At 51.9% G+C, this 22,870-nt stretch carries 24 protein-coding genes; 9 read left to right on the top strand and 15 right to left on the bottom strand.

The window, feature by feature from the left end:
• The first annotated feature begins 13 nt into the window (after nt 1-13).
• Nucleotides 14-397: a VOC family protein gene (locus KQX66_RS21505; protein WP_216794856.1), complete on the top strand. Its 384-nt coding sequence runs from the start codon at nt 14-16 to the stop codon at nt 395-397.
• Nucleotides 398-553: 156 nt separating this feature from the next.
• The gene (locus KQX66_RS21500; RefSeq protein ID WP_216794855.1) at nt 554-1,330 is read left to right on the top strand and encodes a Cof-type HAD-IIB family hydrolase; all 777 of its coding nucleotides are present in this window, start codon (nt 554-556) and stop codon (nt 1,328-1,330) included.
• 289 nt (nt 1,331-1,619) lie between these two features.
• Here the strand turns inward: KQX66_RS21500 and hcp are convergent, their stop codons facing one another.
• Nucleotides 1,620-2,915 (bottom strand): hydroxylamine reductase, encoded by a 1,296-nt coding sequence (gene hcp, locus KQX66_RS21495; protein WP_127459929.1) that lies wholly within the window; start codon nt 2,913-2,915, stop codon nt 1,620-1,622.
• Nucleotides 2,916-3,078: 163 nt separating this feature from the next.
• Here hcp and KQX66_RS21490 point away from each other — a divergent pair, with 163 nt between their 5' ends.
• A complete protein-coding gene (locus tag KQX66_RS21490; RefSeq protein ID WP_216794854.1) occupies nt 3,079-3,714 on the top strand; it encodes a LysE family translocator in 636 nt (211 codons plus the stop codon).
• A gap of 76 nt (nt 3,715-3,790) precedes the next feature.
• Here the strand turns inward: KQX66_RS21490 and KQX66_RS21485 are convergent, their stop codons facing one another.
• The 4 genes from KQX66_RS21485 to KQX66_RS21470 form a co-directional block, all read right to left on the bottom strand.
• Nucleotides 3,791-4,780 (bottom strand): quinone oxidoreductase family protein, encoded by a 990-nt coding sequence (locus KQX66_RS21485; RefSeq protein ID WP_216794853.1) that lies wholly within the window; start codon nt 4,778-4,780, stop codon nt 3,791-3,793.
• A gap of 94 nt (nt 4,781-4,874) precedes the next feature.
• Nucleotides 4,875-5,711: a helix-turn-helix transcriptional regulator gene (locus KQX66_RS21480; protein WP_308647258.1), complete on the bottom strand. Its 837-nt coding sequence runs from the start codon at nt 5,709-5,711 to the stop codon at nt 4,875-4,877.
• A gap of 326 nt (nt 5,712-6,037) precedes the next feature.
• Nucleotides 6,038-7,015, bottom strand: a complete 978-nt coding sequence (locus tag KQX66_RS21475) for a quinone oxidoreductase family protein (RefSeq protein ID WP_216794851.1) — start codon at nt 7,013-7,015, stop codon at nt 6,038-6,040.
• A gap of 99 nt (nt 7,016-7,114) precedes the next feature.
• Nucleotides 7,115-8,005: a LysR family transcriptional regulator gene (locus KQX66_RS21470; RefSeq protein ID WP_216794850.1), complete on the bottom strand. Its 891-nt coding sequence runs from the start codon at nt 8,003-8,005 to the stop codon at nt 7,115-7,117.
• Between the two features lie 134 nt (nt 8,006-8,139).
• Between KQX66_RS21470 and KQX66_RS21465 the strand changes: the two genes are divergently transcribed.
• The 5 genes from KQX66_RS21465 to KQX66_RS37835 all read left to right on the top strand — a co-directional run bounded on the left by KQX66_RS21465 (nt 8,140) and on the right by KQX66_RS37835 (nt 12,094).
• Nucleotides 8,140-9,207 carry a branched-chain amino acid aminotransferase gene (locus KQX66_RS21465; protein ID WP_216794849.1) on the top strand — a complete coding sequence of 356 codons (1,068 nt, stop codon included), beginning with the start codon at nt 8,140-8,142 and terminating at the stop codon, nt 9,205-9,207.
• Nucleotides 9,208-9,327: 120 nt separating this feature from the next.
• Nucleotides 9,328-9,621 (top strand): DUF6509 family protein, encoded by a 294-nt coding sequence (locus KQX66_RS21460; protein ID WP_216794848.1) that lies wholly within the window; start codon nt 9,328-9,330, stop codon nt 9,619-9,621.
• A gap of 270 nt (nt 9,622-9,891) precedes the next feature.
• Nucleotides 9,892-10,356 (top strand): YiaA/YiaB family inner membrane protein, encoded by a 465-nt coding sequence (locus KQX66_RS21455; RefSeq protein ID WP_216794847.1) that lies wholly within the window; start codon nt 9,892-9,894, stop codon nt 10,354-10,356.
• Nucleotides 10,357-10,551: 195 nt separating this feature from the next.
• On the top strand, nt 10,552-11,751 hold the full coding sequence (locus tag KQX66_RS21450; protein ID WP_216794846.1) for a macrolide family glycosyltransferase: 1,200 nt from the start codon (nt 10,552-10,554) through the stop codon (nt 11,749-11,751).
• A gap of 211 nt (nt 11,752-11,962) precedes the next feature.
• Nucleotides 11,963-12,094: a hypothetical protein gene (locus tag KQX66_RS37835; RefSeq protein ID WP_284439830.1), complete on the top strand. Its 132-nt coding sequence runs from the start codon at nt 11,963-11,965 to the stop codon at nt 12,092-12,094.
• 352 nt (nt 12,095-12,446) lie between these two features.
• Here the strand turns inward: KQX66_RS37835 and KQX66_RS21445 are convergent, their stop codons facing one another.
• The 5 genes from KQX66_RS21445 to KQX66_RS21425 all read right to left on the bottom strand — a co-directional run bounded on the left by KQX66_RS21445 (nt 12,447) and on the right by KQX66_RS21425 (nt 16,663).
• Nucleotides 12,447-12,671, bottom strand: coding sequence for a helix-turn-helix domain-containing protein (locus tag KQX66_RS21445; protein WP_308647255.1), 225 nt, complete (start codon nt 12,669-12,671; stop codon nt 12,447-12,449).
• A gap of 114 nt (nt 12,672-12,785) precedes the next feature.
• The gene (locus tag KQX66_RS21440) at nt 12,786-13,769 is read right to left on the bottom strand and encodes a FecCD family ABC transporter permease (protein ID WP_216794845.1); all 984 of its coding nucleotides are present in this window, start codon (nt 13,767-13,769) and stop codon (nt 12,786-12,788) included.
• Entirely contained in the window at nt 13,766-14,791 is a 1,026-nt protein-coding gene (locus KQX66_RS21435; RefSeq protein ID WP_216794844.1) for a FecCD family ABC transporter permease, read from the bottom strand. The genes KQX66_RS21440 and KQX66_RS21435 overlap by 4 nt, the downstream gene beginning before the upstream one ends.
• 5 nt (nt 14,792-14,796) lie before the next feature.
• On the bottom strand, nt 14,797-15,759 hold the full coding sequence (locus tag KQX66_RS21430) for an ABC transporter substrate-binding protein (protein WP_216794843.1): 963 nt from the start codon (nt 15,757-15,759) through the stop codon (nt 14,797-14,799).
• Between the two features lie 100 nt (nt 15,760-15,859).
• Nucleotides 15,860-16,663: an AraC family transcriptional regulator gene (locus KQX66_RS21425; protein ID WP_216794842.1), complete on the bottom strand. Its 804-nt coding sequence runs from the start codon at nt 16,661-16,663 to the stop codon at nt 15,860-15,862.
• 186 nt (nt 16,664-16,849) lie between these two features.
• Here KQX66_RS21425 and KQX66_RS21420 point away from each other — a divergent pair, with 186 nt between their 5' ends.
• Entirely contained in the window at nt 16,850-17,236 is a 387-nt protein-coding gene (locus KQX66_RS21420; protein WP_216794909.1) for an antitoxin VbhA family protein, read from the top strand.
• Nucleotides 17,237-17,462: 226 nt separating this feature from the next.
• Here KQX66_RS21420 and nikE read toward each other — a convergent pair whose 3' ends face one another.
• The 5 genes from nikE to nikA are packed head-to-tail and all read right to left on the bottom strand — an operon-like array spanning nt 17,463 to nt 22,572.
• On the bottom strand, nt 17,463-18,269 hold the full coding sequence (nikE, locus tag KQX66_RS21415; RefSeq protein ID WP_216794841.1) for a nickel import ATP-binding protein NikE: 807 nt from the start codon (nt 18,267-18,269) through the stop codon (nt 17,463-17,465).
• A gap of 21 nt (nt 18,270-18,290) precedes the next feature.
• Nucleotides 18,291-19,124 (bottom strand): ABC transporter ATP-binding protein, encoded by an 834-nt coding sequence (locus KQX66_RS21410; protein WP_216794840.1) that lies wholly within the window; start codon nt 19,122-19,124, stop codon nt 18,291-18,293.
• Nucleotides 19,125-19,141: 17 nt separating this feature from the next.
• A complete protein-coding gene (gene nikC / locus KQX66_RS21405; protein ID WP_216794839.1) occupies nt 19,142-19,975 on the bottom strand; it encodes a nickel ABC transporter permease subunit NikC in 834 nt (277 codons plus the stop codon).
• Entirely contained in the window at nt 19,972-20,916 is a 945-nt protein-coding gene (gene nikB / locus KQX66_RS21400; protein ID WP_216794838.1) for a nickel ABC transporter permease subunit NikB, read from the bottom strand. Before nikB ends, nikC begins: the two co-directional genes overlap by 4 nt.
• An 18-nt stretch (nt 20,917-20,934) precedes the next feature.
• Entirely contained in the window at nt 20,935-22,572 is a 1,638-nt protein-coding gene (nikA, locus tag KQX66_RS21395) for a nickel ABC transporter substrate-binding protein (RefSeq protein ID WP_216794837.1), read from the bottom strand.
• Nucleotides 22,573-22,870: the final 298 nt, after the last annotated feature.

Below are 22,870 nucleotides of genomic sequence, written 5' to 3'. Positions count from 1 at the left end.
GCGGAATAACGCTATGTCCAACAACAACGCTTTATTTACCGGCATCCCGGGGATCTTCGTACCCGTCCGGGATTTGAACCGGTCCGCAGCCTGGTACAGTACGGTATTGGGGCTGCAGGAATTCCAGCGCGGCGACATCACGGTCGAGTTTAAGGTCGGTGACGGCGGGCCTGTACTGGTGCTGTTCCAAGCGGAACAAGACGTTCCCGTGCGCTTTCCGAGCAACCGGCATATCGACGGCAACTTTTTTATTTTCAAAACGCCCGATGCGGAGGCCGCTCATCGTCGGCTGATCGATCACGGCGTCTCCGTTACCGATATTTTGCTCTACGAGGGCGTGCAGAAATATTTTTTCTTCGAAGATCCGGACGGCAACCGTCTGTCTGTAGAAGATTAACCACGGATGAATGGTATATACCATAATGGGAAGGAACAAAGCTCCGGCTTTGTTCCTTTTCTAGGTTCTTGTCATATTCGGCGCGGGTGCTATACTTGGATTTTAGACCTGATTTAGAGATCATTCATTCATCGAGGGATAGGGGACATAGCGGCAATGGCGTACAAAATCGTATTTTTTGATATCGACGGGACATTGGTTAACGAGAACAAAGAGGTTCCCCCGGATACGGTCGAAGCCATCCGGGCGCTCAAAGCGAGCGGGGTGGAGCCGGTCATCGCTACGGGGCGGGCTCCTTACTTTATCAAATCGTTGGCCGATCAATTGGGGATCGAATCGTTCGTTTGCTTGAACGGCGCTTATGCCGTTTACCGGGGAAAGCCCGTCTACAAACGGGTCATTCCGAAGGAAAGCATCGGGGCTCTGGTTACCCTGGCGGCGAAGCACGGACACTCGCTCGTCTTTGAAGGGGAGCATGCGTATTGCTCCGACCGGGCGGAGCATCCTTTTGTGACGGAATCGGTCTTGTCGTTAAAAGTAGAGCTTCCCGGACATGACCCGGGGTTTTGGAAGGCCAATGACATTCTCCAGATGTTTCTCCACTGCGAGAGCCATGAGGAGCACTTGTATCAAGGGGAGGTGCCGGAGCTCAAGCTGATTCGCTGGCATCCCAAAGCGATGGACGTGCTCCCGGCCGGAGGGTCGAAGGCGCAGGGGATCGCGGCGATGCTGGAGCGGCTCGGAATCACGCCTGCCGAGGCGGTAGCGTTCGGAGACGGCTTGAACGACAAGGAGATGCTGGAATTCGTGGGCCTGGGCATCGCGATGGGGAACTCGCATCAGGAGCTGCTTCCATATGCCGACTATGTCACCAGCCATGTGGATGAAGGCGGTATCCGCAACGGATTGGCGAAAGCGGGATTGATCGCTTAAGAGAAGGGCGTGCGCGAAAAACATTTTATCGTTAAGGCTGAGAAAACTCCCTCTTCGATAAGGGGGAGATGAATCAGCATCTCTTGTGTACGAATGCGAACATATGCGCTATAATTGTCATAAAATCACCAAAGGACGGGCGTCGTTTGGAGGGCCTAGTTGACGGATGGTGAACGGGAAAAAGGGCGCGAACGCCTTGAACGGATGTCCAGACGCCTGCGCCCGCTTTTAATCTCCTGCTCCGTACGTGCAGCAGGGTGCCGCCGGAGCTTCATTATGCCTGGCTCTCTTAGTGAGAAAGCGAAAGCATTTCCTTCATATCGTCTTGAGCGTTGCCGATCAGCTTCAGTCCGAACGTATCCACAAGCACATTCATGACGCCCGGATTGATGAATTCCGGCGGTTTCGGGCCGATGCGGATATCTTTGATGCCGAGGCTGAACAGGCCGAGAAGAATCGCGACCGCCTTTTGCTCGAACCAGGAGAGCACGATGCTGACCGGCAGGTCGTTCACGCTGCATCCGAAGGCGTCGGCGAGAGCCAGGGCGATCTTGACCGTGGAGCCGGAGTTGTTGCACTGGCCCAAATCGATGTAGCGCGGGATGCCCGTATCGGCCACGGTGCCGTAATCGACGTCGTTGAAGCGGAATTTTCCACAGGATGTGGTCAGAATTACGGTATCGTTAGGCAGCGAGGTGGCGAGCTCGCGGTAATATTCGCCGCCGCTTCCCGGAGCGTCGCAGCCGGCGATGACGAAGAAGCGTTTGATTTTGCCCGCTTTGACCGCTTGAATGATCTCCGGAGCCAGGCCAATCACGGTCTCGTGATGGTAGCCGGTCATCAGTGTCTGATCCGACTCGATTCGGGCTTCCGGCAGCGCCAAGGCTTTCTCGATCAGCGGGGTGAAATCGTCATTGACGATTTTTGTAACCCCTTCCAGACCTGCGATATCATAGGAGAAGAACCGGTCGGCGTAGGTGCCCTTGATTGGCATGACGCAGTTCGTTGTCGCCAGGATGGCGCCCGGGAACTTCTCGAACAGGCGGCGCTGGTCGTACCAGGCTTTTCCGATGTTTCCCTTCAAGTGCGAATACTGCTTCAGCTTGGGATAGCCGTGGGCGGGCAGCATCTCGGAGTGCGTGTAGATGTTGATCCCTTTTCCCTCGGTCTGCTTGAGCAGCTCCTCCAACGCGTACAGGTTATGCCCGGTAACGACGATGGCATGCCCTTCGATGCTGTTCTGCGGCACGGCTACAGGCTGCGGGATGCCGAAGTGAGTCGTATGCGCCCGGTCCAGCACATCCATGATCCGGACGGCCGCGGAGCCGACCTTCATCGCCATGTCGATATGCTCCTGCAGGTTGAAGTTGGAGTTCGTCAGCGTCATGTACAACGCCTCGTGCGTAATCCGGTCGACCTCCGGGTCGGAATAGCCGAGCTGTCTTGCATGTGTGGCATAGGCGGCAATGCCTTTCAAAGCGAAAATCATCGTATCCTGCAAGCTTGCAATCGTTTCATCTTTGCCGCATACGCCGATCACCTTACAGCCGCCTGTCGGGGTCTGTTCACATTGATAACAGAACATCGCGAATCCCTCCGTTACGTTTGATTTGCTATGTAAAAAGCGTAACACGAGGAAGCACGGAGAAGTGTGATTGGAAGCACATCAATCATGGCAAAGTCGCAACATCCGGGTCCGCCGCGGGCGGTAACCTACACTACTTACCTACGTAAAGGAGCGTACGAGCGTGTTTGGCATTCATCATTATTTCTTGTTTGTAGTCGCTGGAATATTGCTTATCATGACCCCAGGCTCGGATACGATGTACATCATTGCCAGAAGCGTGGCGCAGGGCAGAAGAGCGGGCATCTGGTCCACCATGGGGATTGCGGCCGGTACGCTTATCCACACGCTGCTCGCGGCGCTGGGGTTATCTTTTCTTTTGGCGAAATCGCTATTGCTGTTTACGGTCATCAAAATGATCGGGGTCGCCTATCTGATCTATCTCGGGATTACGATGATTTTGTCGAAGTCCTCCGCCATTGCACCGGACTCCGGATCGGTGGAGCTGATGAGCACGCGCAAAATTTTTGTCCAGGGCATGATTACAAATGTAACGAATCCGAAGGTGGCGTTGTTCTTTATCGCCTTCCTTCCCCAGTTTGTGGACAATCAGGCCCAGAGTCCGATTCCGTTCGCGATTCTTGGCGCGACGTTTATTTTCATCGGCATGCTGTGGAGCAGTCTCCTTTCTTATCTCGCGGCGTTCGCGACGGGAAAGCTAAGGAAGAACCCCAAGATCGGCTTATGGCTGAACCGGGTCACCGGTGGCGTGTTCATCCTGATGGGAGCCAACCTGTTCCGCGCCAAAATATCCAACTGACCGCATAACCCAAATGTCCATTAGCGCAAAAGTAAGAGAGCCTCAGAGTGAAGCTCTCTCTTCTTTTTATTCGAGGTTATATCTTCAAAACCAGTTTGCCGACGGTGTTCTTTTCTTCCAAGAGAGCAAGAGCCTCGGCCGCGTTTTCCAGAGGATATACACCGTGAATCTCGGCATGGATCTCTTTTCTTGCCAGCATGCTTAACGCTTCCCGCGCCGCTTTCCCGGTTTCTACGGGGTTGCTGTCGCTGTATCCGCCTAATGTAAAACCTGCGAGTTGACGATTGGAAAACCATATTTCGTTAAAAGAATGCACAACATCCTGTTCACCGCTTGCGTTTCCCACGACAACCAACTGCCCCAACGGACGAAGTACCTCTAAACTTTGTTTACGCATCGTTCCCCCGACCGGATCAAAGACGGCATGAACGCCTTTCCGTCCAGTTGCCTTCAAGGTCTGCTCCACAAAATCTGACCGGACAAATAATTCGTCATATCCGAGGGAAGCGGCCAGCTTTACTTTCTGGGGGTTGCCGACGGTTCCCAGTACCTTGCCGGCTCCCAAACGTTTGGCGACTTGTCCCAAGAAGCTGCCCAAACCGCCGACGGCCGCATGAACGAGGATGTCGTCACCCATTCTCATTCTATACACATCTTTAATGGCCAAGTAAGCGGTCGTCAGATTTACAATAGAGGCTGCCGCTGTCGCCAAGTCAAGGTCTGCCCCCAATTGATCCAGCGGAACCGTAAGATCCGGCCGCACATTCGCCATGGATGCGAAACCGTTAAGATCATGCAGCGTCATCGAGGCAACGGGTTGCCCCACGTAGAACCCCTCGACACCTTCTCCGATGGCGCGTACATATCCCGACACTTCCAAACCGGGCGTAAGCGGCATCGGAAAAGCGGAAGCGAACTCTCCCCGGCTCAGCAAAACTTCGAAATACCCTACTCCGGCATACGCAACGTCTATGGTAAGCATACCGGGGGCCGGTTGCAGATCCGGTTTCTCGTGCAATTTTAAACTTGCAGGTCCTCCTGGTTGATCGATTACGATAGCTTTCAATTTCGATAACCTCCTTGATGGGAATGAATTCATTGTATTCCCCGTCACAAGAGGCAACCAGTTTTCGTTTATACGGGTATCCGGACTAACAGGCTTATTTCCTTATATGCTCTAATCTTTGTTCGGTATCGGTACCCGCGATGGGAGTAAATATACAGCAGTGAAGGTCTGGATTGCCGTTAAGATTGGAAAAGGAATTCAATTCAAAAAATAATCGCCCCGCGGAAGGATGATCGAACGTGTAAAGTACGGCTTTCTTTTGCTGCACATTGTGCAATCGCCATAACGTCTGGAACTCCTCGCTTTCCAGGCACATCTGTTGTACGAATTCCTTAAACCAGCGATCGCCGGTCTTGTGGTCATAATTCAAGCGAAATACGCCCAGCGTATAATCCGAGAATTCCTTCCAATTCATCAAATGCTTGCGCAGATTTGGATCTCTAAATACCAATCGCGTCATCACGCGCTCAGCAGCGGGAAGGGCATGGAAATCCGTAATAATTTCGGTAGCCATTCGATTGAAAGCCAACACTTCGGTTCGATGATTGGCTATGATCGCCGGATAATTCAATTGGTCGATCAGGGTCTGAAATGCCGGGTTTATTTCCTCAGCGTTCGGATTGTTGTCCCTCTCTCCTTCGTAATTAGCCAACCGGAGCAAATGAAGATGTTCCTCTGAAGATAATTGCAAGGCTCTGCCGACACTCTCGATGACTTCCCTGGAAACGGAAGCGACTCTGCCTTGTTCCAGCCAGGTATACCAAGTAATGCTTACTCCCGCAAGCTGGGCAACCTCTTCTCTGCGTAATCCCGGAGTTCTTCTTCTTCCAAAGCGGCTGGCAATTTCGATACGATCCGGTTTCATCCGTTCTCGGCGGGATTTTAAAAAGTCTCCAAGTATTTTGATTTTTTCATTTTCCAATGTATCCACACCTTTATTACGATCTGTTATCCACAAGAGATCCAGGCAATTTAACATTTTATCCACAGTCTTCGTAAACGCACAGCCCTATAAAAAAATATTCGTCAGAATACGTACATCCCCTTTTTTTTACCGTGTAAAGCAAACATCAAAAAGATCGTCTTCGGCCGAAAGGGTTGGCTGAAGACGATCTTTTTCAAAGTTAAGGCAAGTGCAATTTTTCACGAATTGTGGATAACGTGGATAATATGTGTATAAGTTTGTGGATAAGCAAATGTTGCGCCGCGCGTCAGGTAATTTAGGTTTGTAAGCCGTATGCTTAGCTGCAAACGGTGTTAGCTTCTGACGTCGAGCAGCACTTTTCCCGTGCTCTGCCGGCTTTCCACCCACTCGTGGGCTTTGGCGGCTTCGGCCAAAGGAAAGCGTGCCCCGATCTTGATCGTCAGGCGCCCGTCGGCCAAGTACGGCAGCACCCGCTCGGCGACGCCGCGCAGCAGGTGGGGGCGCTTGCTCCGGGTCGTGCCCAAGCTGAACCCGAGGACGGAACGGCAGCTCGCATGCAGGTCCGAGGTCTTGATGTTCCCCGCGGGACCGCCCGAATTGCCGAAATGGACCAGGCGGCCGTAGGGAGCCAGGCAGAGTAAGCTTTGCTCCGTCACGGTGCCCGCTATCGAGTCCAAGACGACGTTTACGCCTTCGCCGTTCGTCAGGTCGTTGACCTGCGCGGCAAAATCCCCCTGCGCGTAAGAGAGCACATGATCCGCGCCCGCCTCCAAAGCGATGCCCGCCTTGCTCTCGCTGCCGACGGTTCCGATCACCTTCCCCGCGCCCAAGAGCTTCGCCAACTGGATAGCCGTCGTGCCGACGCCGCCTGCCGCCGCGTGGATCAGGACCGTCTCGCCCGGCTCCAGTCTGGCAATGTCCGCGAGCAGCTTATACGAAAGGAACGAGACGATCGGACAGGCGGCCGCCGTGTCGAAGCTGAGACTGTCCGGGATGGCGAACGTCAGATTTTCGTCCGCGGCGATATATTCGGCATAAGAGCCGTGATGTGGAAAAGCGATGACGCGCTGTCCGACCTGCAGCTGCCGGACTTCGGACCCGACTTGCTCAATCGTCCCCGCCGCATCCAGTCCCGGGATGAACGGAAGAGTCCCGCCCTTTTTCCCGTACCTCGATTTGATATCGGCAAAATTGACGCTGGTCGTCTCCACGCGGATCAACACTTGGTTCGGACCGATGCTCGGCTCATCGACGTCCGTGTAGCTCATATGCTCCGGACCGCCGAATTGCGTTACCTGAATAGCTTTCATGGCTTGCTTCCTCCTCTGTGAGCAGATGACAAGGAAAACTTCGCCGGCCCGCCCGATAATTCCTTTTTTTGGGCTGGGTGGGGCGGAGTGGTCAGGCCGTTACTCCAGAAAATGATCGATAAAGCGGCGGGCGGCTCTGGACAAATAGCGGTTGTTGAGCCACAGAATGCCGACATCGGATTGAAAATCGGCATCGGCCAGCGGAAGCGTCCGGATCGACGGGAGAGGGAACGCCGTCATGACGGACTTCGGCAGCACCGTCGCCCCGAGGCCGGCCGCGACCATCGCGATGATGACCGCGACGCTGGAGCACTCGCAGATGATGCGCGGCTCGAAGCCGTGACGGCGGCACTCGGTGACCACCCGGTCGTGCATGCCGGTCGTCCGGTCCGTTTTGAGCGTCAGAAACGGGAAGTCCGCCAGCTCCTGCATGCGGATCGTCTCCTGCGCAGGGTCCGGCAGCCACTTGCCGGGGATGACGACGACGAACGGATCGGACGGCAGCGGCCGTACCGCATATGACTGCGACTCGGAGGAAGCTTCGAAAGGAAGCCGGGCGACGATCAGCTCGACGCTCCGTTTCTCCAATTGCTCCCCGAGGAGGAAATGATCGCCCTCCCAGATGCGGAAGGTAACCTCCGGGTACTTCTCCCGGAACGTCTCGATGCGCTGGGGCAGAAGCGAGATGCACGAGACGACGGCGCCGATGGACAGCACGCCTTGGACGCCCTCGTCCAGCTCCTTCACTTCCTGCATCGATTCGTTGAACTGGTGCAGCAGGCTTTCCGCCTTCTGCCGCAGCAGCTCTCCCGCATGCGTCAGCCGAAGCCTTTTGCCGTCCCGGTCGAACAAGGTTACCCCGAGCTCCTCCTCCATCAGCTTGAGCTGCCGGCTGAGCGGGGGCTGCTCCATGTTCAGCGCTTTGGCCGCGCGCGTAATTTGCCCTTCCTTCACAATCGCCAAAAAGTATCTCAGCTGACGCAAGTCCATCCCGGGCCGCTCCCTTCATTCATACCTTTAAGGTATCGTTCTCCAATAAAACAGATATTTTCAATATATCGGAAGAACTGATACCATTCAACTAATATAATAAGAAATATACCTTTGAAGAGGAGATGCGAAGAATGGCGCTTAATATCGAAGTGGAGCTGACCAAGGCCCCAAAACAAAAGCCCGATGTAAGCCGAGTCGGGTTTGGAACCGTATTCACGGACCACATGTTTATGCTGGATTATGAGGAAGGCCGCGGGTGGCATTCTCCCCGCGTCGTGCCGTACCAGTCGATCAGCTTGGACCCGGCGGCAAAAGTGTTTCATTACGGCCAGACGGTATTCGAAGGGCTGAAAGCGTACCGTACCGCGGACGGACGCATTCTGGTATTCCGCCCGGATCAAAACTTCAAGCGCTTGAATCATTCGAACGACCGGATGAGCATTCCGCACCTGGACGTGGAGCTGGCGCTGGAAGGGCTGAAGAAGCTGGTCCAAACGGATCGGGACTGGGTACCGGACAACGAAGGCACTTCGCTGTATATTCGTCCTTTCGTCATTGCGACGGAGCCTGTGCTGGGCGTTGCCGCTTCGAAACGGTATATCTTCATGATCATCATGTCGCCGGTCGGAGCGTACTATGCCGAAGGCATCCGTCCGGTCAAAATCCATGTCGAGTCGGAATTCGTCCGCGCCGTCCCTGGCGGTACCGGCAGCGCGAAGACGGCCGGGAACTACGCCGCGAGTCTCAAGGCGCAGGAGGAAGCCGCGCTGGAAGGGTATTCGCAGGTGCTGTGGCTCGACGGCGTGCATAAGAAGTACGTAGAAGAAGTCGGGAGCATGAACGTCTTCTTCAAGGTCAACGGGAAGGTCATCACCCCGGCGTTGAACGGCAGTATCCTGAAAGGAATCACGCGCGATTCGATGATTCAATTGCTGCAAAGCTGGGGCGTTCCGGTCGAAGAGCGGCCGGTCAGCATCGAGGAGCTGTACGAAGCACACCGGGCGGGTACGCTTGAAGAGGCGTTCGGCACGGGCACGGCGGCGGTCATCTCCCCGGTCGGCGAGCTGAATTGGCGCGGCGAGAAGCTGATCATCAACGGCGGCGAGACCGGAGAGCTGTCCGCGAAGCTGTACGATACGCTCACCGGCATCCAGAGCGGGAAGCTCGAAGATAAGCTCGGCTGGATGGTGCAGGTGTAATTTCGGGACGGCATGAGCGGGTTATAATTCATTTCTCGGCGGCATCAAACCTTTCTCTGAATTTCGTGTATAATATAAAGGTTCGGAATAAAGGTTCGGCGGTTGAGAAAGGATGATACTATGTTCACCATTACCGGTTACAGCGTAGAGCTCGTGAAAGACCCATTCGGCATTTTGTCCGGCAAACGGTACGAGTTTATACTGGATATCGAAGTTGAAGAGGATGACGAGCTGTACTCCGAGCAGGGGTTATATGTCCGGGTCATTTACGGCGTGGACGGGGACCAGGCCAGCATCGTAAAGCACGAAATTTTCGAGCGGACGACGGAGCAGCTGCTTGATTTTGAACTGGAAGACGACGAATTGGAAGTTGTAAAAGCTTTCTGCAAGGAGCATGTCGGGGAAGCGGAGTAAGTAATGCAGGAAAAAGCGCGCGGCGTAACAACGTCGGCGCTTTTTTTTGTTGCGGCTCGGTATAGAACGCATTCAACTAACATATCCCTTCATTTAGAGAAGGTACCCGCCGCTTGACGGTTACCCAACAGCTTATCCAGTACTAGATGAAAATAAGACTTTTCACATAGTAACCGGTAAGTTAATATATCTGTAAAAGGCAACCAATTCTAACGACGAACTAAAGATTCGCGTATTAGTCGTTCGTAACCTCAAGAGGAGTGTCCGCCCATGTACCCAAAATATCAAAAACGTAACACCGCAGCTTTTACCGCAGCTTCGTACTTTGCACTGGCCGCAGGCATATTCTTATATTGTCTTGGCATCTACAATGCGGATTGGGAATTGAACGTAAAAGGGTACTACTTGCTATGCATGTTCTTAATTATCATCACCAGTATCGCGACCCAGAAGGTGGTCCGCGACAACGCCGAGGATAAGGAGTTAAGAAACGAAAATCCAAAGCACCGCATGCGTAACACGCCCGCTTTCACAGGAATGGCAGTCGCAGGGTTGGTCATCGGATTCGCTATGTTTTTCATCGGTTTGTTTAACGCGCCGTTCGAACTGAACGTAAAAGGCTACTACATTGCCGTTATGCTGCTGATTTCCTATAGTGCGATCGGGGTGCAAAAGGTGACCCGCGATAACGCCGAGGACAAAGAGATTTTGGATAATCAAAATATGAATGGCTAATTTCATAGATATATTAAACCCGCCCATGGATAGATAGGCGGGTTTTTCCGCCTTCGGCACCATGTTGAATTAGCGGCGGCATCCCGGGCTTGGGCAACGAAACATGAATCCTTTGGCATTCCCATCGGAGATTAAAAAGTGATAAAATGGAATATAGTCCCAAATAAATGAGGGGCGAAGGAGGCTGAATGAATCGTGGCACGTATTTTATTTATGAATGGCGGGGCGGAAGGACATGTGAACCCCACGGTAAGTGTCGTGCAGGAGCTGGTTCAGCGCGGAAATGAGGTCGTTTATTTCACAACGGAAAATTTCAGAGAGCGTCTGGAGAAGGTAGGGGCCGAGGTGCGGGCCTACGATTTTTTCCGTTTCTTCGAGGGATTCTTGAAGCACGATATCCATCCGTTCGGCCGTGTTAACGGTATGCTGGAAGGGGCGGAGGCTCTCGTTCCCTTAGTCTTGGAGGAGGCCAAAGCCAAACCGTTCGATTATATCGTACACGACTCCATGTTCGGGGGCGGGCGGCTGATGGCTCATTTGCTGCAATTACCGGCGATCAACTCCAGCACGTCTTTTGCGCAGACGGAAGCGCATTTTCACCGCTTTATAGAGCATCTCGATGCTGCTTCTTCTTCCGGTTCGGCCGAACAGGCGCAAGCGGACTTCGACCGCTTGACGGCCAAGCTCCGGCGCGACTACGGCTATGTTGTCCGCTCGCCTTATGAGGCGTTCTTCAACCCCGAGCCGATGACGATCGTATATACCTCCCGATTGTTCCAGCCAAGGGGAGACGACTTTGACGACAGCTACAAATTTGTAGGCCCTTCCGTGTCCGCGCGTCTGCAGGCAGAGCCCGAGATGCCTGAGCTTGCGGGGAAATCCGTCATTTACATTTCGCTGGGGACGGCGTTCAACAAGGATATTGATTTTTACCGAAATTGTTTGAAAGCGTTCGGCGGTTCCGGTAATACGATCGTGATGTCGGTCGGTCGGGAGACCGAGATCGAGTCGCTCGGCGACATCCCGGACAATTTTATCGTCCGTCCTTATGTGCCGCAGCTTGAAGTGCTTCAGCACGCCCGTTTATTCATTACCCACGGCGGAATGAACAGCACGAACGAAGGCTTGTCGCACGGACTGCCGCTGGTGCTGGTCCCGCAAGGAGCCGATCAGCCGAAGGTGGCCGAACGTGTGGCCGAACTCGGAGCGGGCGTTGCGCTTAATAAAACGGAACTGACAGCCGACCTGCTGCGCGATACGGTGAACCGGGTGCTGGGGACGCCTTCCTACCGCGAAGCGGCGGCCCGGGTCGGCGAATCGCTGCGCACGGGTGGCGGGGCCCGGCAAGCGGCGGACGAGATCGTGAAGTATATCTCGCAGGTAAAAGTAGGGTAAGACGCTGAAAGGAAGGGGGACTGCACTTATGCGCCAAGGAGCTTCTCGGTTGTCAACGGGAAGCTCTTTTTTACTTTCCAGTTCATGTGGAAGATCTTTGAAAGTTTAGTAGAGGAACAGGGGCGAGCATGCTATAATCGACTCTATGGACGATGAATAGTGGTGGATGTTTTCGGACCACGGCGCAGCCTCCCGAAAGGGGGTGAGGCCGATGGTCATCCTTGTGGCATTTTATGATGTGCTGCGTTGGATCGTGACGGTGCTAAGCCTTGCGTTTGGTATCCATAAGCTCTATCGCTGGATGCGTCGTAAGTTTCGTAACAAGCGAAAACCCACCGCGTAATAGGTTGACCGCCTACGGTGGGTTTCGCTGAACCAAGATTTTGTTTTGGCGCGCCGTGGTGATCCACAGCCTTTCGGGTCCTAAGAGTCTTTACCGTTCGCAGCGGTGAAGGCTCTTTTTAGTATACGGGTGAACTCGATTTTCTTATACGGTTAGCTTCAAAACAACGTTGACGTTGTCTTTATTTTATCACGGCATTTTACGTCATGCAACGTATAACTCCCTATGTCTCGCTATGTCTGGCCGAGCGTGTTGCCGAGCTCGGAGCGGGCGTGGTGCTTGAGAAAAGAAGCAAGGATTCTGCACTCATACGAAAAGGAGCTTTTCCGTTGGTCACGGGAAGCTCCTTTTATTACACCTCGTTTTTGCCTTCAGGTTCATATTCAATGAAGTCGGACAAGGTGCATTGGAAGGTATCGCACAGCTTAAATAACGTTTCTAGCTTTGTTGTTTCGATATTCGTTTCCCGGTATAGCTTATTGATCGAATTTCGACTGATTCCCGATAACCTCATTAAATCGGATATATCGTCGATTCGATGCTCCGCCATGAGCTTTCTCAAGTTGCATTTCAACACTTCACTCGCCCCCTATGGTTACTATATTACTCTGGCCATGCTCAGTCCCGCGATAGGAAAACCCCTGCACATCAAAGCATGGCATGCCATAGCTTCAATAGCAGGGGTTAAGTATTACCGCAGCCTCCGTACGCGCTCTTTGCGCAGCAAATAGACAAAATAAGGCGCGCCGATAATCGCGGTCATGATGCCGACCGGCACTTCCCGCGGAATCACGATGATGCGGCCGAGGCAGTCACCGAGCAGCATCAGGTCGGCCCCGATTAGCGCGGCGAGCGGAATGAGCCACTGATGCCGGCCGCCAACAAGGCTGCGGGCCATATGCGGCGCGATCAGCCCGACGAACCCGATGGCTCCGACCGCCGATACGGAAATCCCGGCGAGAGCAACCGCCAACAGCAGGAGCCAGAACCGCTGACGAACGACGTTTAAGCCGAGGGAAGCGCTCGTCTCATCCCCCAATTGAAATACATTCAGCTTCGCAAAGCTCCCCCAGGCGAGCGGCAGGAACACGGCGATCCAAGGAAGGAGAGAAAATACCTCTCGCCAGCCTCGGCTCCACAAGCTGCCCGACATCCACAGCAGCGCCATGTTGACGTTGGTCGGGTGGGTCACGATCAAGTACTGGATGCCGGCCTGAAAGACGGCGCCGACGGCTACGCCGACCAGAGCCAGAGACGCGGGGCTTAACGTCAATCTGCGGCTCAGCAGCATGAGGATAACAAAGGCCCCGATCGCTCCGGCAAAAGCCGCTGCCGGAATGACGTACCCCGGCGATTGGGGAAACAGGAAGATGACCGCCGCCGCCGACAATCCGGCTCCTTTCGTAATCCCGATCACGTCGGGACTGGCGAGCGGATTGCGGACCAGGCTTTGGAGAATGACGCCGCTGACCGCAAGCCCGAAACCTGCCAGAATGCCCACGATCACCCGCGGCAGCCGAACCTCATGAACGATAAAATAAAACGGGCCGTTTGCGGACAGTAAGCTCGGTCCGATGTCCCGCACGGGAACGGAGACGGCTCCGACCGCGACGGACACAACGGCCAACAGGATCATGATTAGCAATGCGGCGCCAAGTACGAAGCCTTTTTTCACCGGTTGGTCCCTCCTTTGCGCCGGGCCAAATAAACGAAGAACGGACCGCCAATCACTGCCGTGACAATGCCTACGGGGGATTCGAACGGGAACGCGATCATGCGGCTGAGCAAGTCGGCATAGACGAGCAGCGAGCCGCCAAGCAGCGCGGTGAGCGGTACGAGAACGCCCATACGGCTGCCGGCCAAGGCGCGGGCGATGTGGGGAACGATCAGGCAGACGAACCCGATCGGCCCGCATACCGCGACCGCCGATCCGGCCATGAGCAAGACGAGCAGCACGGCGATGCCCCGGACGACCGCGACCCGTTGACCCAATCCGGCGGCGATCTCATCATCGATCAGCAGCAGGCGGAAGGAAGGGAGCATGACGGCCAGCAGCAGCAGACTGCCGAGGAAGAACGGCAGGATCATGCGAACCTCCGGCCATCCCGCCTGATTCACCGACCCGACGAGCCAGAAGATCATGCTCTCCGTTGAATACTGATTGAGGATAATCAGACCTTCCGTCAAGGACGCGAGCAGAAAATGAACCGTAATCCCCGCCAAAGCCAACCGGACATACTGCTTATGCTCATTACCGGTCAACGACCAGACCAGCAGCGCCCCGGCCGCCGCTCCTGCAAAAGCAAACAGCATCGAGCCGATAATCGACAGTTCCGCGACCGCCAGCAATCCGAACACGACGGCCAAGGACGCTCCGGCGTTAATGCCGAACACATGCGGGGACGCCAGCGGGTTTTTCGTGGCGAGCTGGGTCAGCAGCCCGGCTAACGCCAGCAGCATGCCTACGATGCATGCCGTCAGCGTGCGGGGCAGGCGCAGCGTTTGGATATAGAGATGATTTTTGTCCTGGCCTTGATAGGTCAGCGCTTCATAGAGCGTGCGCCACGAGATTTGAGCCTGTCCCCATTTCAAGCTGAACAGCAATCCTGCGGCCAAGATGAGAATCGAAATGGAAAAAAGGAAGAGCAGAAACCGGGTCCGGCTCTGCTGCTTCATCGATTGGACAATGCGATCCATTTAAGTTATTCTCCCAATTGCTTCACGATATCTTCCGCGATTTTCTCCGATCCGAGCATGCCGCGGGACAGCGACCAGTCGCGCCGTTCCACCGTAAACACTTTGTTGCCCGCGACGGCGTCGATTTTTTTCCATAACGGGTTGCTTTCCCATTGATTCACGATCGTTACTTTATCCGTAGGCATCAGGAACAGCACTTGCGGGTTCGTTTCCACAAGCTGCTCCAAAGTTAGCTGCGGATAAGCGGCGTCGTTCTTGACGGGATCGGTGAAGCCCAGCATTTTCACAATGGAGCCGGTGTAAGAGTGATCCGAGTGGGCGAAGAAGCCTTTCGGATTCACGACAGCCGGGAGTACGGTCGATGCAGCGCGGCTGATTTTCTTCTTGGCCTGCTCCATTTTCGTCTGATGCTCCTGCAGGCGCTTTTTCCCTTCCTCTTCCTTGCCGACGGCTTTGGCGGCGATCATGTAGTTTTTCAGCATTTGGTCGTAGTCGGCTTGAAAATCGTTCAGCACGAGAATCGGCGCAATGGCTTTCAGTTGGGTCAGCGCATTTTTGTGCTTGTTGATATCGACGATAATCAGGTCAGGCTTCAGCGAGCTGATCAATTCGATGTTCGGCTCGTAGCGGGACCCGACGGAGGTATATTGTTTCAGCTGGCTTTTGACGGAGTCCATGAACAGCTCGGGCGTACCGTCGTCGGCAATCCCGACCGGCTGCACGCCAAGCGTTACCAGCATATCGGTGAAGCTGAAATCCATCGTCACGATACGTTCGGGCTTTTTCGGCAGGGTGACGGTTCCGGTCGCGTCCTCCACGGTAATTTTCTCGTCTTTGGGAGCGGCGGCTTGTCCGCCGGTTTGGCCCGATTGGGCTGGATTCGAAGCCGGTTGGCCGCAAGCGGCAAGCGCGATGACGAAGACGAGCAGCAAGGTGGTGCGCAGTGTACGGTTGATCCAAAGGTGCATGTTGCTATCCCCCATGATAATGATAATTATTCTCAACTTATTGTAGTCGCATCTTCGTTCTTAGACCATGTCCAATTTTAGGATGGGGCATGTTATATTTTTAGATTTCGGACCGGTTCCGTTGAAAGGCCGTCGGGGAACAGCCCACTTCCTGCTTGAAAATGCGGCTGAAATGAAAATAGTCAGCGAAGCCGACCCGCTGCGCAATTTCTTTGGCGGGCAGACGGGTTTGCAGAAACATCTGCTGTGCCTTCCGGATGCGGAGACGGCGTAAATAGTGGGTCATGGTCGTTCCGGTATGCTTTTTGAACAGCACCGTGTAATGTCCGTCGCTCATTCCGGCTCGCTGGGCGAGCATCGGGAGCGTGAGCTTCAGCATATAGTGCTCGTTGATATAGGAGAGGGATTCCTTGATCGCGAGGTCGGACGACGGCTCCTCTTGTCTCATGTGCGTTTCGTACAGAAATATAAACAAGATTCGCTCCATAATGAGACGCTTTCGGAACAACTGCACGGCTTCCTCCTCTTCGGAGTCGGTGCGGATCTCCTCGGCGGTGCGGATGAGCTCGTCCAGCATGTATTTGATCTTCACTTCGCTGTGCGTGCGAAGCGGGCCATAGAGCGTCCAAGCGCTGCTCTCCGGGAATACGCGGTAGGTGATGACGGCGTACTCGGCCTCCTTCGTCTTCGGCACTTGGAGATCGAAAGGGCTGTGCGCCGGATGGCAGGCGAAGCCCTGCGTGACGACGACCGGCTCTTGGCCTTGGGCTGACAAAGTAACGTGTCCGCGGAGGACAATGATGATCCGGTGGCTGTCCGGGCCACAGTCAATGAGCCGGGAAGCCGTAGAGGATTCGACGCTCTCGAACACCGGAATCATCGCGGCAAGTTGTTGAAAATGCATAGAGACGCAGCCCTTCTTCCCGTCAAAGTTATTTCGCAAAGCCATCCCCGGATGCCCGGTCATCGGCCTATCCTTGATATTGACATATTTATCGGGGGAGATACAAGAGGGGGAGGATGGAAGGGGGGGACTTTCATGGTATAAAAAGTTAAGTACGATTATTTTGCTGACAAAGGAGACGGACAAGTGGATACATCCGTGTTTAAGCCAACGTTCCATGTTGACCAGTTGGTTTCTTCTTCGGAAGCCTCAAAGAAATTCGGCGAAGTGCGGAAAAAAGCGAAATCTCTACCTAAGTATATTACGGAAAATAGGAATGTGGATACGTTCCAGCGCCTGAATCAACTGGAACAGCAAGAGCTCCAGCGCGAGGGGACTCTTAGTCATGATCCGGTAGCAACTGCATCGGATAAAGACATTCATGCAGCGATGCGCCAAGCGCAGGCTAGTCTGGCTATCGAAGGGCTTGTGATGCCGGAAGAGGGTCAGGAATTAATCCGGAAGCGGCTAAGGGGGGAGATTTCTCAAGCTGACTTCTTGAAGGCGGCTCTTGAGATCGCGACCCGTGAATGATTTCGTTCAATCCAGATGCACTAATTATTGTATAAGGTTAAAAATTAGTACCGTGAAGCACTGGCGTTGCATTAATTTTCTCTGAATCCTTTACAATGAAATGGCAGGTAGTTCCTGTCCATAATCCACTGAAAAGGATTAAGCCCATGGACAAGGATACCCTATTTTCTTCAATTGGTAAACGGATTGCACCCATTTGTACGAAAACATTCTCATGCTTTGTAAATTAACACTCCTTAGAGCGATAACGTGGATGTTCCGAAAGCATAGCCCCCAGTAAGCCTTTCACAGCAGGGTGAGACGACAGCAGAAACTGCTCTTTATTCTCACAGTATTCGGCCACCTGTCCTTTCTCCATTACAGCCAATGCGTCGGAAATCGTGTAAGCCGCTTTAATATCATGGGTGATAAACAAATAGGACAAACCAAACGTTGACCTCAAGTCCTTTAGCAAATGCAAAATATTCGTTTGATTCACCATATCCAGGCTGCTTACCGGCTCATCCAGTACAATCATCTTCGGTTTTAAGGCAATAGCCCTTGCTATATTGATTCGCTGCAGCTGGCCTCCGCTGAATTGATGCGGATACTTCCCCATGTCCATGGAGCTTAATCCGACGCGTTCCAATAGCTCTCCGACAGCCCGTTTTCGCTCCTGGACCGACAAAGTCTCGTAGTTGTCCAACGGCTCACCAATGATTTGTTCGGCTGTCATCCTAGGATTAACCGAGGAGTAACAATCCTGGAAAACAACCTGGAGGTTTCGGCGAAGCTGCCTACGGGTTTTCGAATCCAACTTATACAGATCATGTCCTTGAAAAAGAACATGACCTTTCTTCGGTTTTTCCAAACCTAGAATGACCCTGCCAAGGGTGCTTTTTCCCGCTCCACTCGCTCCCAGAAGTCCCAGACACGTCCCTTCTTCGATCCTAAGCGATACGTTGAACAGAACGTTCGCATTCCCTTTGGGACGTCTGAAAAAATTAGAAGAAGAGTAAGCATGAGTTACCTCGCTCACTTGAAGCAATGTCATTTTACTCACCTCTATTCCTAATCATGACCATATACAGTTAGCCATCTGCGGACTTATTTGAAGCATGGGTCTTGCAGCAAGCAATGTTTTGGTGTACGTATGCTTAGGGTGATCAAACAGCTCAAATACATTAGCCTGCTCAACAATCCGACCATGCTGCATGACAGCAACATCATCAGCCAATTCTGCGATGACACCTAAATCATGAGATATCAATAAGATCGATGTTCCATGCGCTTGCCGCACTCGGTTTAATAGCCGCAGCACCTGAAGCTGATTCGTCACATCCAGCGCAGTCGTAGGCTCGTCTGCAATAATAACCGATGGCTTCAAGCACACGCTTAAGGCTATCATCACTCGCTGAAGCATGCCTCCGCTCAATTCGAACGGGTACTTTCGCAATAGCTCTGAGGGAGTTGATAAATTTACGTCCATCATCGAACTGATGGCCAATTCCGCAGCTTGCTTTTTGTTAAGCTTGGTATGGGTGCGAATCGTATCTATGAATTGAGTACCTATTGTATATACAGGTGAGAATGCATTCATCGGATTCTGCATAATAAGTGCAATCTCTTTCCCTCTTATACAGCGCATTTCATCGTCTTTAAGTCCGTTCAGCTCACGTGTTCTTAAACGGATACTGCCTTCGATGGTGGTCGTTTTTCGATCCAGCATCTGCAATAAAGATAACGAAGTGACGGTTTTGCCGCTACCGCTTTCCCCTACAAGACCAAGTACACGACCCGGTTTAAGTTCAAAATCGATAGCATGTACAAGCGGCAGATTTCCCCGCTCCGTCTTTACGGCCACCTTCAGGTCCTTCACCTGCAATACAGGGCTTGTTTGTTCTACCAATACGCTCATTCCTTCTTTTAGAAGCCTCGTTTTACACCAAAACGCTCTGATAAAGCTTCGCCCAAAATATTAAAAGTCGCCACAACGACAACGATCAGTAATCCGGGATAGAGCATCAGCTGCGGATGATTTCTTATAAATTGTTTCCCTTCATTTACCATAGCCCCCCACTCTGGAGTTGGCGGCTGAATACCTAATCCCAGGAATGACATGGCAGAGATGTCCATGATCGCCCATCCCATTTCGAGTGTGCCGATAACAACAATCGGAGGCAAAATGTTAGGAATCATGTGCCTTCTAATGATTTGCCACTGGGAGGAGCCGCTTACCCGTGCTGCCGTAATAAAATTCCGTTCCTTCAAACTGACAACCATATTACGAAACATGCGCGCATAATACACCCATTGCACCATCATTAAAGCCATCACTAATTGCGGTAAACCTGGGCCGAATATACCTACTAAACCTAGTACCAATACGAGATTTGGGAACGCCATTACCCCCTCACACAACCGCATCAGTACTGCATCCAGCCAACCTCCTCTATAACCGGCAACTGTCCCGATGAATAATCCAAAAGTCAGGGAGGCTATGAAAATTAATGAAGCAAATCCTAACGATACACGCGCACCATGAAGGAGTCTTGATAGATTACATCGACCTAACTGATCCGTCCCAAGAGGGTATTCCCAAGAGGGAGCTTGAAGCTTGATTGCTAAATTCACTTGAATCGGATCATGGGGTGAAATCCATGGAGCTAATACACTAATTAAAAAGAAAAAAACGATAATGATTGTGCATATGGCTATCGCCTTCTGACTTTTGATACCTCTGCGTAATCTGCCAATCATTGGTGAGCCCTTCCTTTCCGCGAAATCCGGGGATCCATGTACAATTGGAGCAGATCTACAAGGAGGTTACATCCAACAACAAAGCAAACCGAAAGCAATACGTAGCATTGTATCACCGGAATATCGCGGTTTACAATGGACTGAACAAAGTAGCGCCCAAATCCGGGCCAAGAGAATACCTGCTCTACGATAATCGCTCCCGTTAGCAATTTCCCCAAATTCATGCCCAGACCTGTGATCATAGGTGCAATTGCAATTCTCAGCACATATTTGAGCATGATCATTCTCTCTTTTATCCCTCTTGCTCTGGCATAGCGAATGTAAGACTCCTGTAATTCCTCTAACACCGTCGTTCGAAGCAAGCGCGTATAAATCGCGATCAGCCACAGCGCCAGCGTTACCGACGGAAGTACAAGATGCTGCCAAGACCCTCTGCCTTCTACGGGGAGCCAATCGAGTTTAACCGAAAAGAAGAAAACCAATAAGTACCCAAGCCAAAAAATTGGAATACAAGCGCCAATATAGGCAAGCACCCTACTCAAATAATCGATCACACCATTTTTATAAATCGCAGATAAAAAGCCAATTGGCACACTTACGAGGATAGCGAGAATCATACTGCTGAAGGCGAGCTGAATCGTTGCCGGCATCCTCAGCATAACTTCCTGCCAAACGGGCTCATTAGAAATATAAGACATGCCGAAATCGAGTCGGCACATCTTGATCACAGATTGAGCATATTGAACAATTAAGGGCTTATCCAAGCCAAATTCATGTCTTTTTTCAGCCAACACTTCATCGTCGGGATGAATGTGGGCCGCGGCCAAATAGGCTTCGGCCGGGTCCACCGGTCCCAGTTTAATCATGACAAACATGAGAAACGAGGCAAATAGAACAATTGGAATAATGCTAAGAATTCGTTTCCCGATATATATGCCCATGTATTGCCTCCTTCAATTTTACTCCTTCTTGTCGATCCCGTAAAAAGGATGCTCATCACGATTGGACGGGAAATTAACGATGCTTACCTCTTTTTGATAAACAGCTATCTTCTTAATATAGGAGACCGGAATGATAGATGACTGCTCCTGTAATGTAGTGAGAACCGAACCAAACAACTCTGTACGGGCTTTCTCATCGGTTATTTTCATACCTTCTTTGATTTTCTGGTCAATCTCAGCCTTCATAGGTAGAGCCTGTAATGGATCTGAAAGTCCGAAACCTTTCTGGACAACTCCAGTCATGAAGGAATGCGGGTCATACGGTGCCCCGAAATTAGAATAGAAATTCATATCAAATTGATTGGCTTTTCTACGTTGAATGTAGACAGTGAGTTCAACACCGGTAATATTCAATTTGACTCCGATAGCAGACCATTCGGCTTGCAGTGTTTCTGCCATTGCTTTTTGAGTTAAGTCAGCTTTTTCATAAAGCAATTCGAGCTCAAGTGCTTTCCCGTCTTTTTCGCGAACCGTTTTTCCCGCAGGGAGCTTCCAACCCGCCTCTTCTAATAAAGCTTTCGCTTTTTCCACATTGTACTCAACTGGCTTTACGTCAATATTGGCATATGGCAGGTTTTTCGGCAAAATATTGTCAGCTTTTTCCTCCATCCCCAAAGTCACGCCTTCAACCATTGCTTTCTTGTTAAATCCTTGGTGAAGAGCCTGACGAACGCGCAGATCCGCAAGCTTTTCATTCATCGTATTAAGGACCAGATTTCTGGTTCCAACCGGCTCGGATAGCTTAGTTGCATATTTACCCGATTTTTCAAGCTGTTTATAGGCGTCAAAGCTAATCAGACCTTCACCGAAAATAAGATCCAAATCCCCTTTTTCAAATGCAAGTACACGTGTTTCCGCATCTGGAATTACTTTAACGACAACCTTGTCAACCTTTGGTTTGTCCCCCCAATAGTTCTGATTTGGAGTAAATACCGCATACTCATCTTTCTTATAATCGCTGAGCACCCAAGGTCCGGTTCCAATCGGGTTCTTCACGCCTTTAGAAGTGTCGCCGTCGTCAGGAAAGCCCGATTCAGCAAGAAAACGTACAGGACGAACGACGGCAAGATCGTACAAGGTCGGATAATATGCCTCTTTTAGCGTTAGTTTAAACGTAGAGCCATCGATCGCTTCCGTTTTCTCGAGCACATTGACAACACCCAGCCAGCTATGTAGCTTCATATTATTCATAAACGCATCAAAGTTCTTCTTAACGGTCTTTGCCGTAAAGGCGGTTCCGTCAGAGAATTTGACATTGCTGCGGAGTTTGAACGTGTATTCCTTGCCATCCGGCGAAATGGCCCATGACTCCGCCAAATGGGGCACAATTTTCCCATCCTTATACATGACAAGCGGTTCAAAGATCATAGATTGAGCAAATAGTTGAGATGGGTTATACAAATGCGGATTCATCGGCCCAATATCCCTTGGCCAGGACATCGTAATCGTTTCTTCCTTTTTCCCGGTTTTAGCAGCTTCAGTTGCTGCGCTAGGCGCTGTCTCTGGATTCTGTTTAGAACAGCCTGCTATCGTGGCGGATAGAGCCATAAGTAAAGACAGGCTCAGAAGCAGGCTCTTTCTCTTTGTTGCGAACATATACAAGTAAGCCCCTCTCTATTAAAGTGATAATGATTATCACTGATAAAAACATAAAAATCATACTTAAACTTACTTACAATTGTCAATGGTATTTAGCCTCCATACTATATCTTTGGCTACGGATCCGTCTGGATGTACCGCTCTAAAGTGGATTTATGTATGCAAGCGTAGCAAGCTTTGAGAATCTATGCAAAAATGGAAGACACAAATTGATTATTTTTTGCACTAGCGTTGCATAAAAGTTAGACACCAAAATATCTCACTTTTTTACTCGATGACCCAAAAGGTAGAGTAG

The sequence above is a fragment of the Paenibacillus oleatilyticus genome, from assembly GCF_018998565.1.
GTDB classification, from domain to species: domain Bacteria; phylum Bacillota; class Bacilli; order Paenibacillales; family NBRC-103111; genus Paenibacillus_G; species Paenibacillus_G oleatilyticus.
The sequence above is the reverse complement of the archived record's forward strand: the minus strand, read 5'-3'. Positions and strand labels throughout refer to the sequence as shown.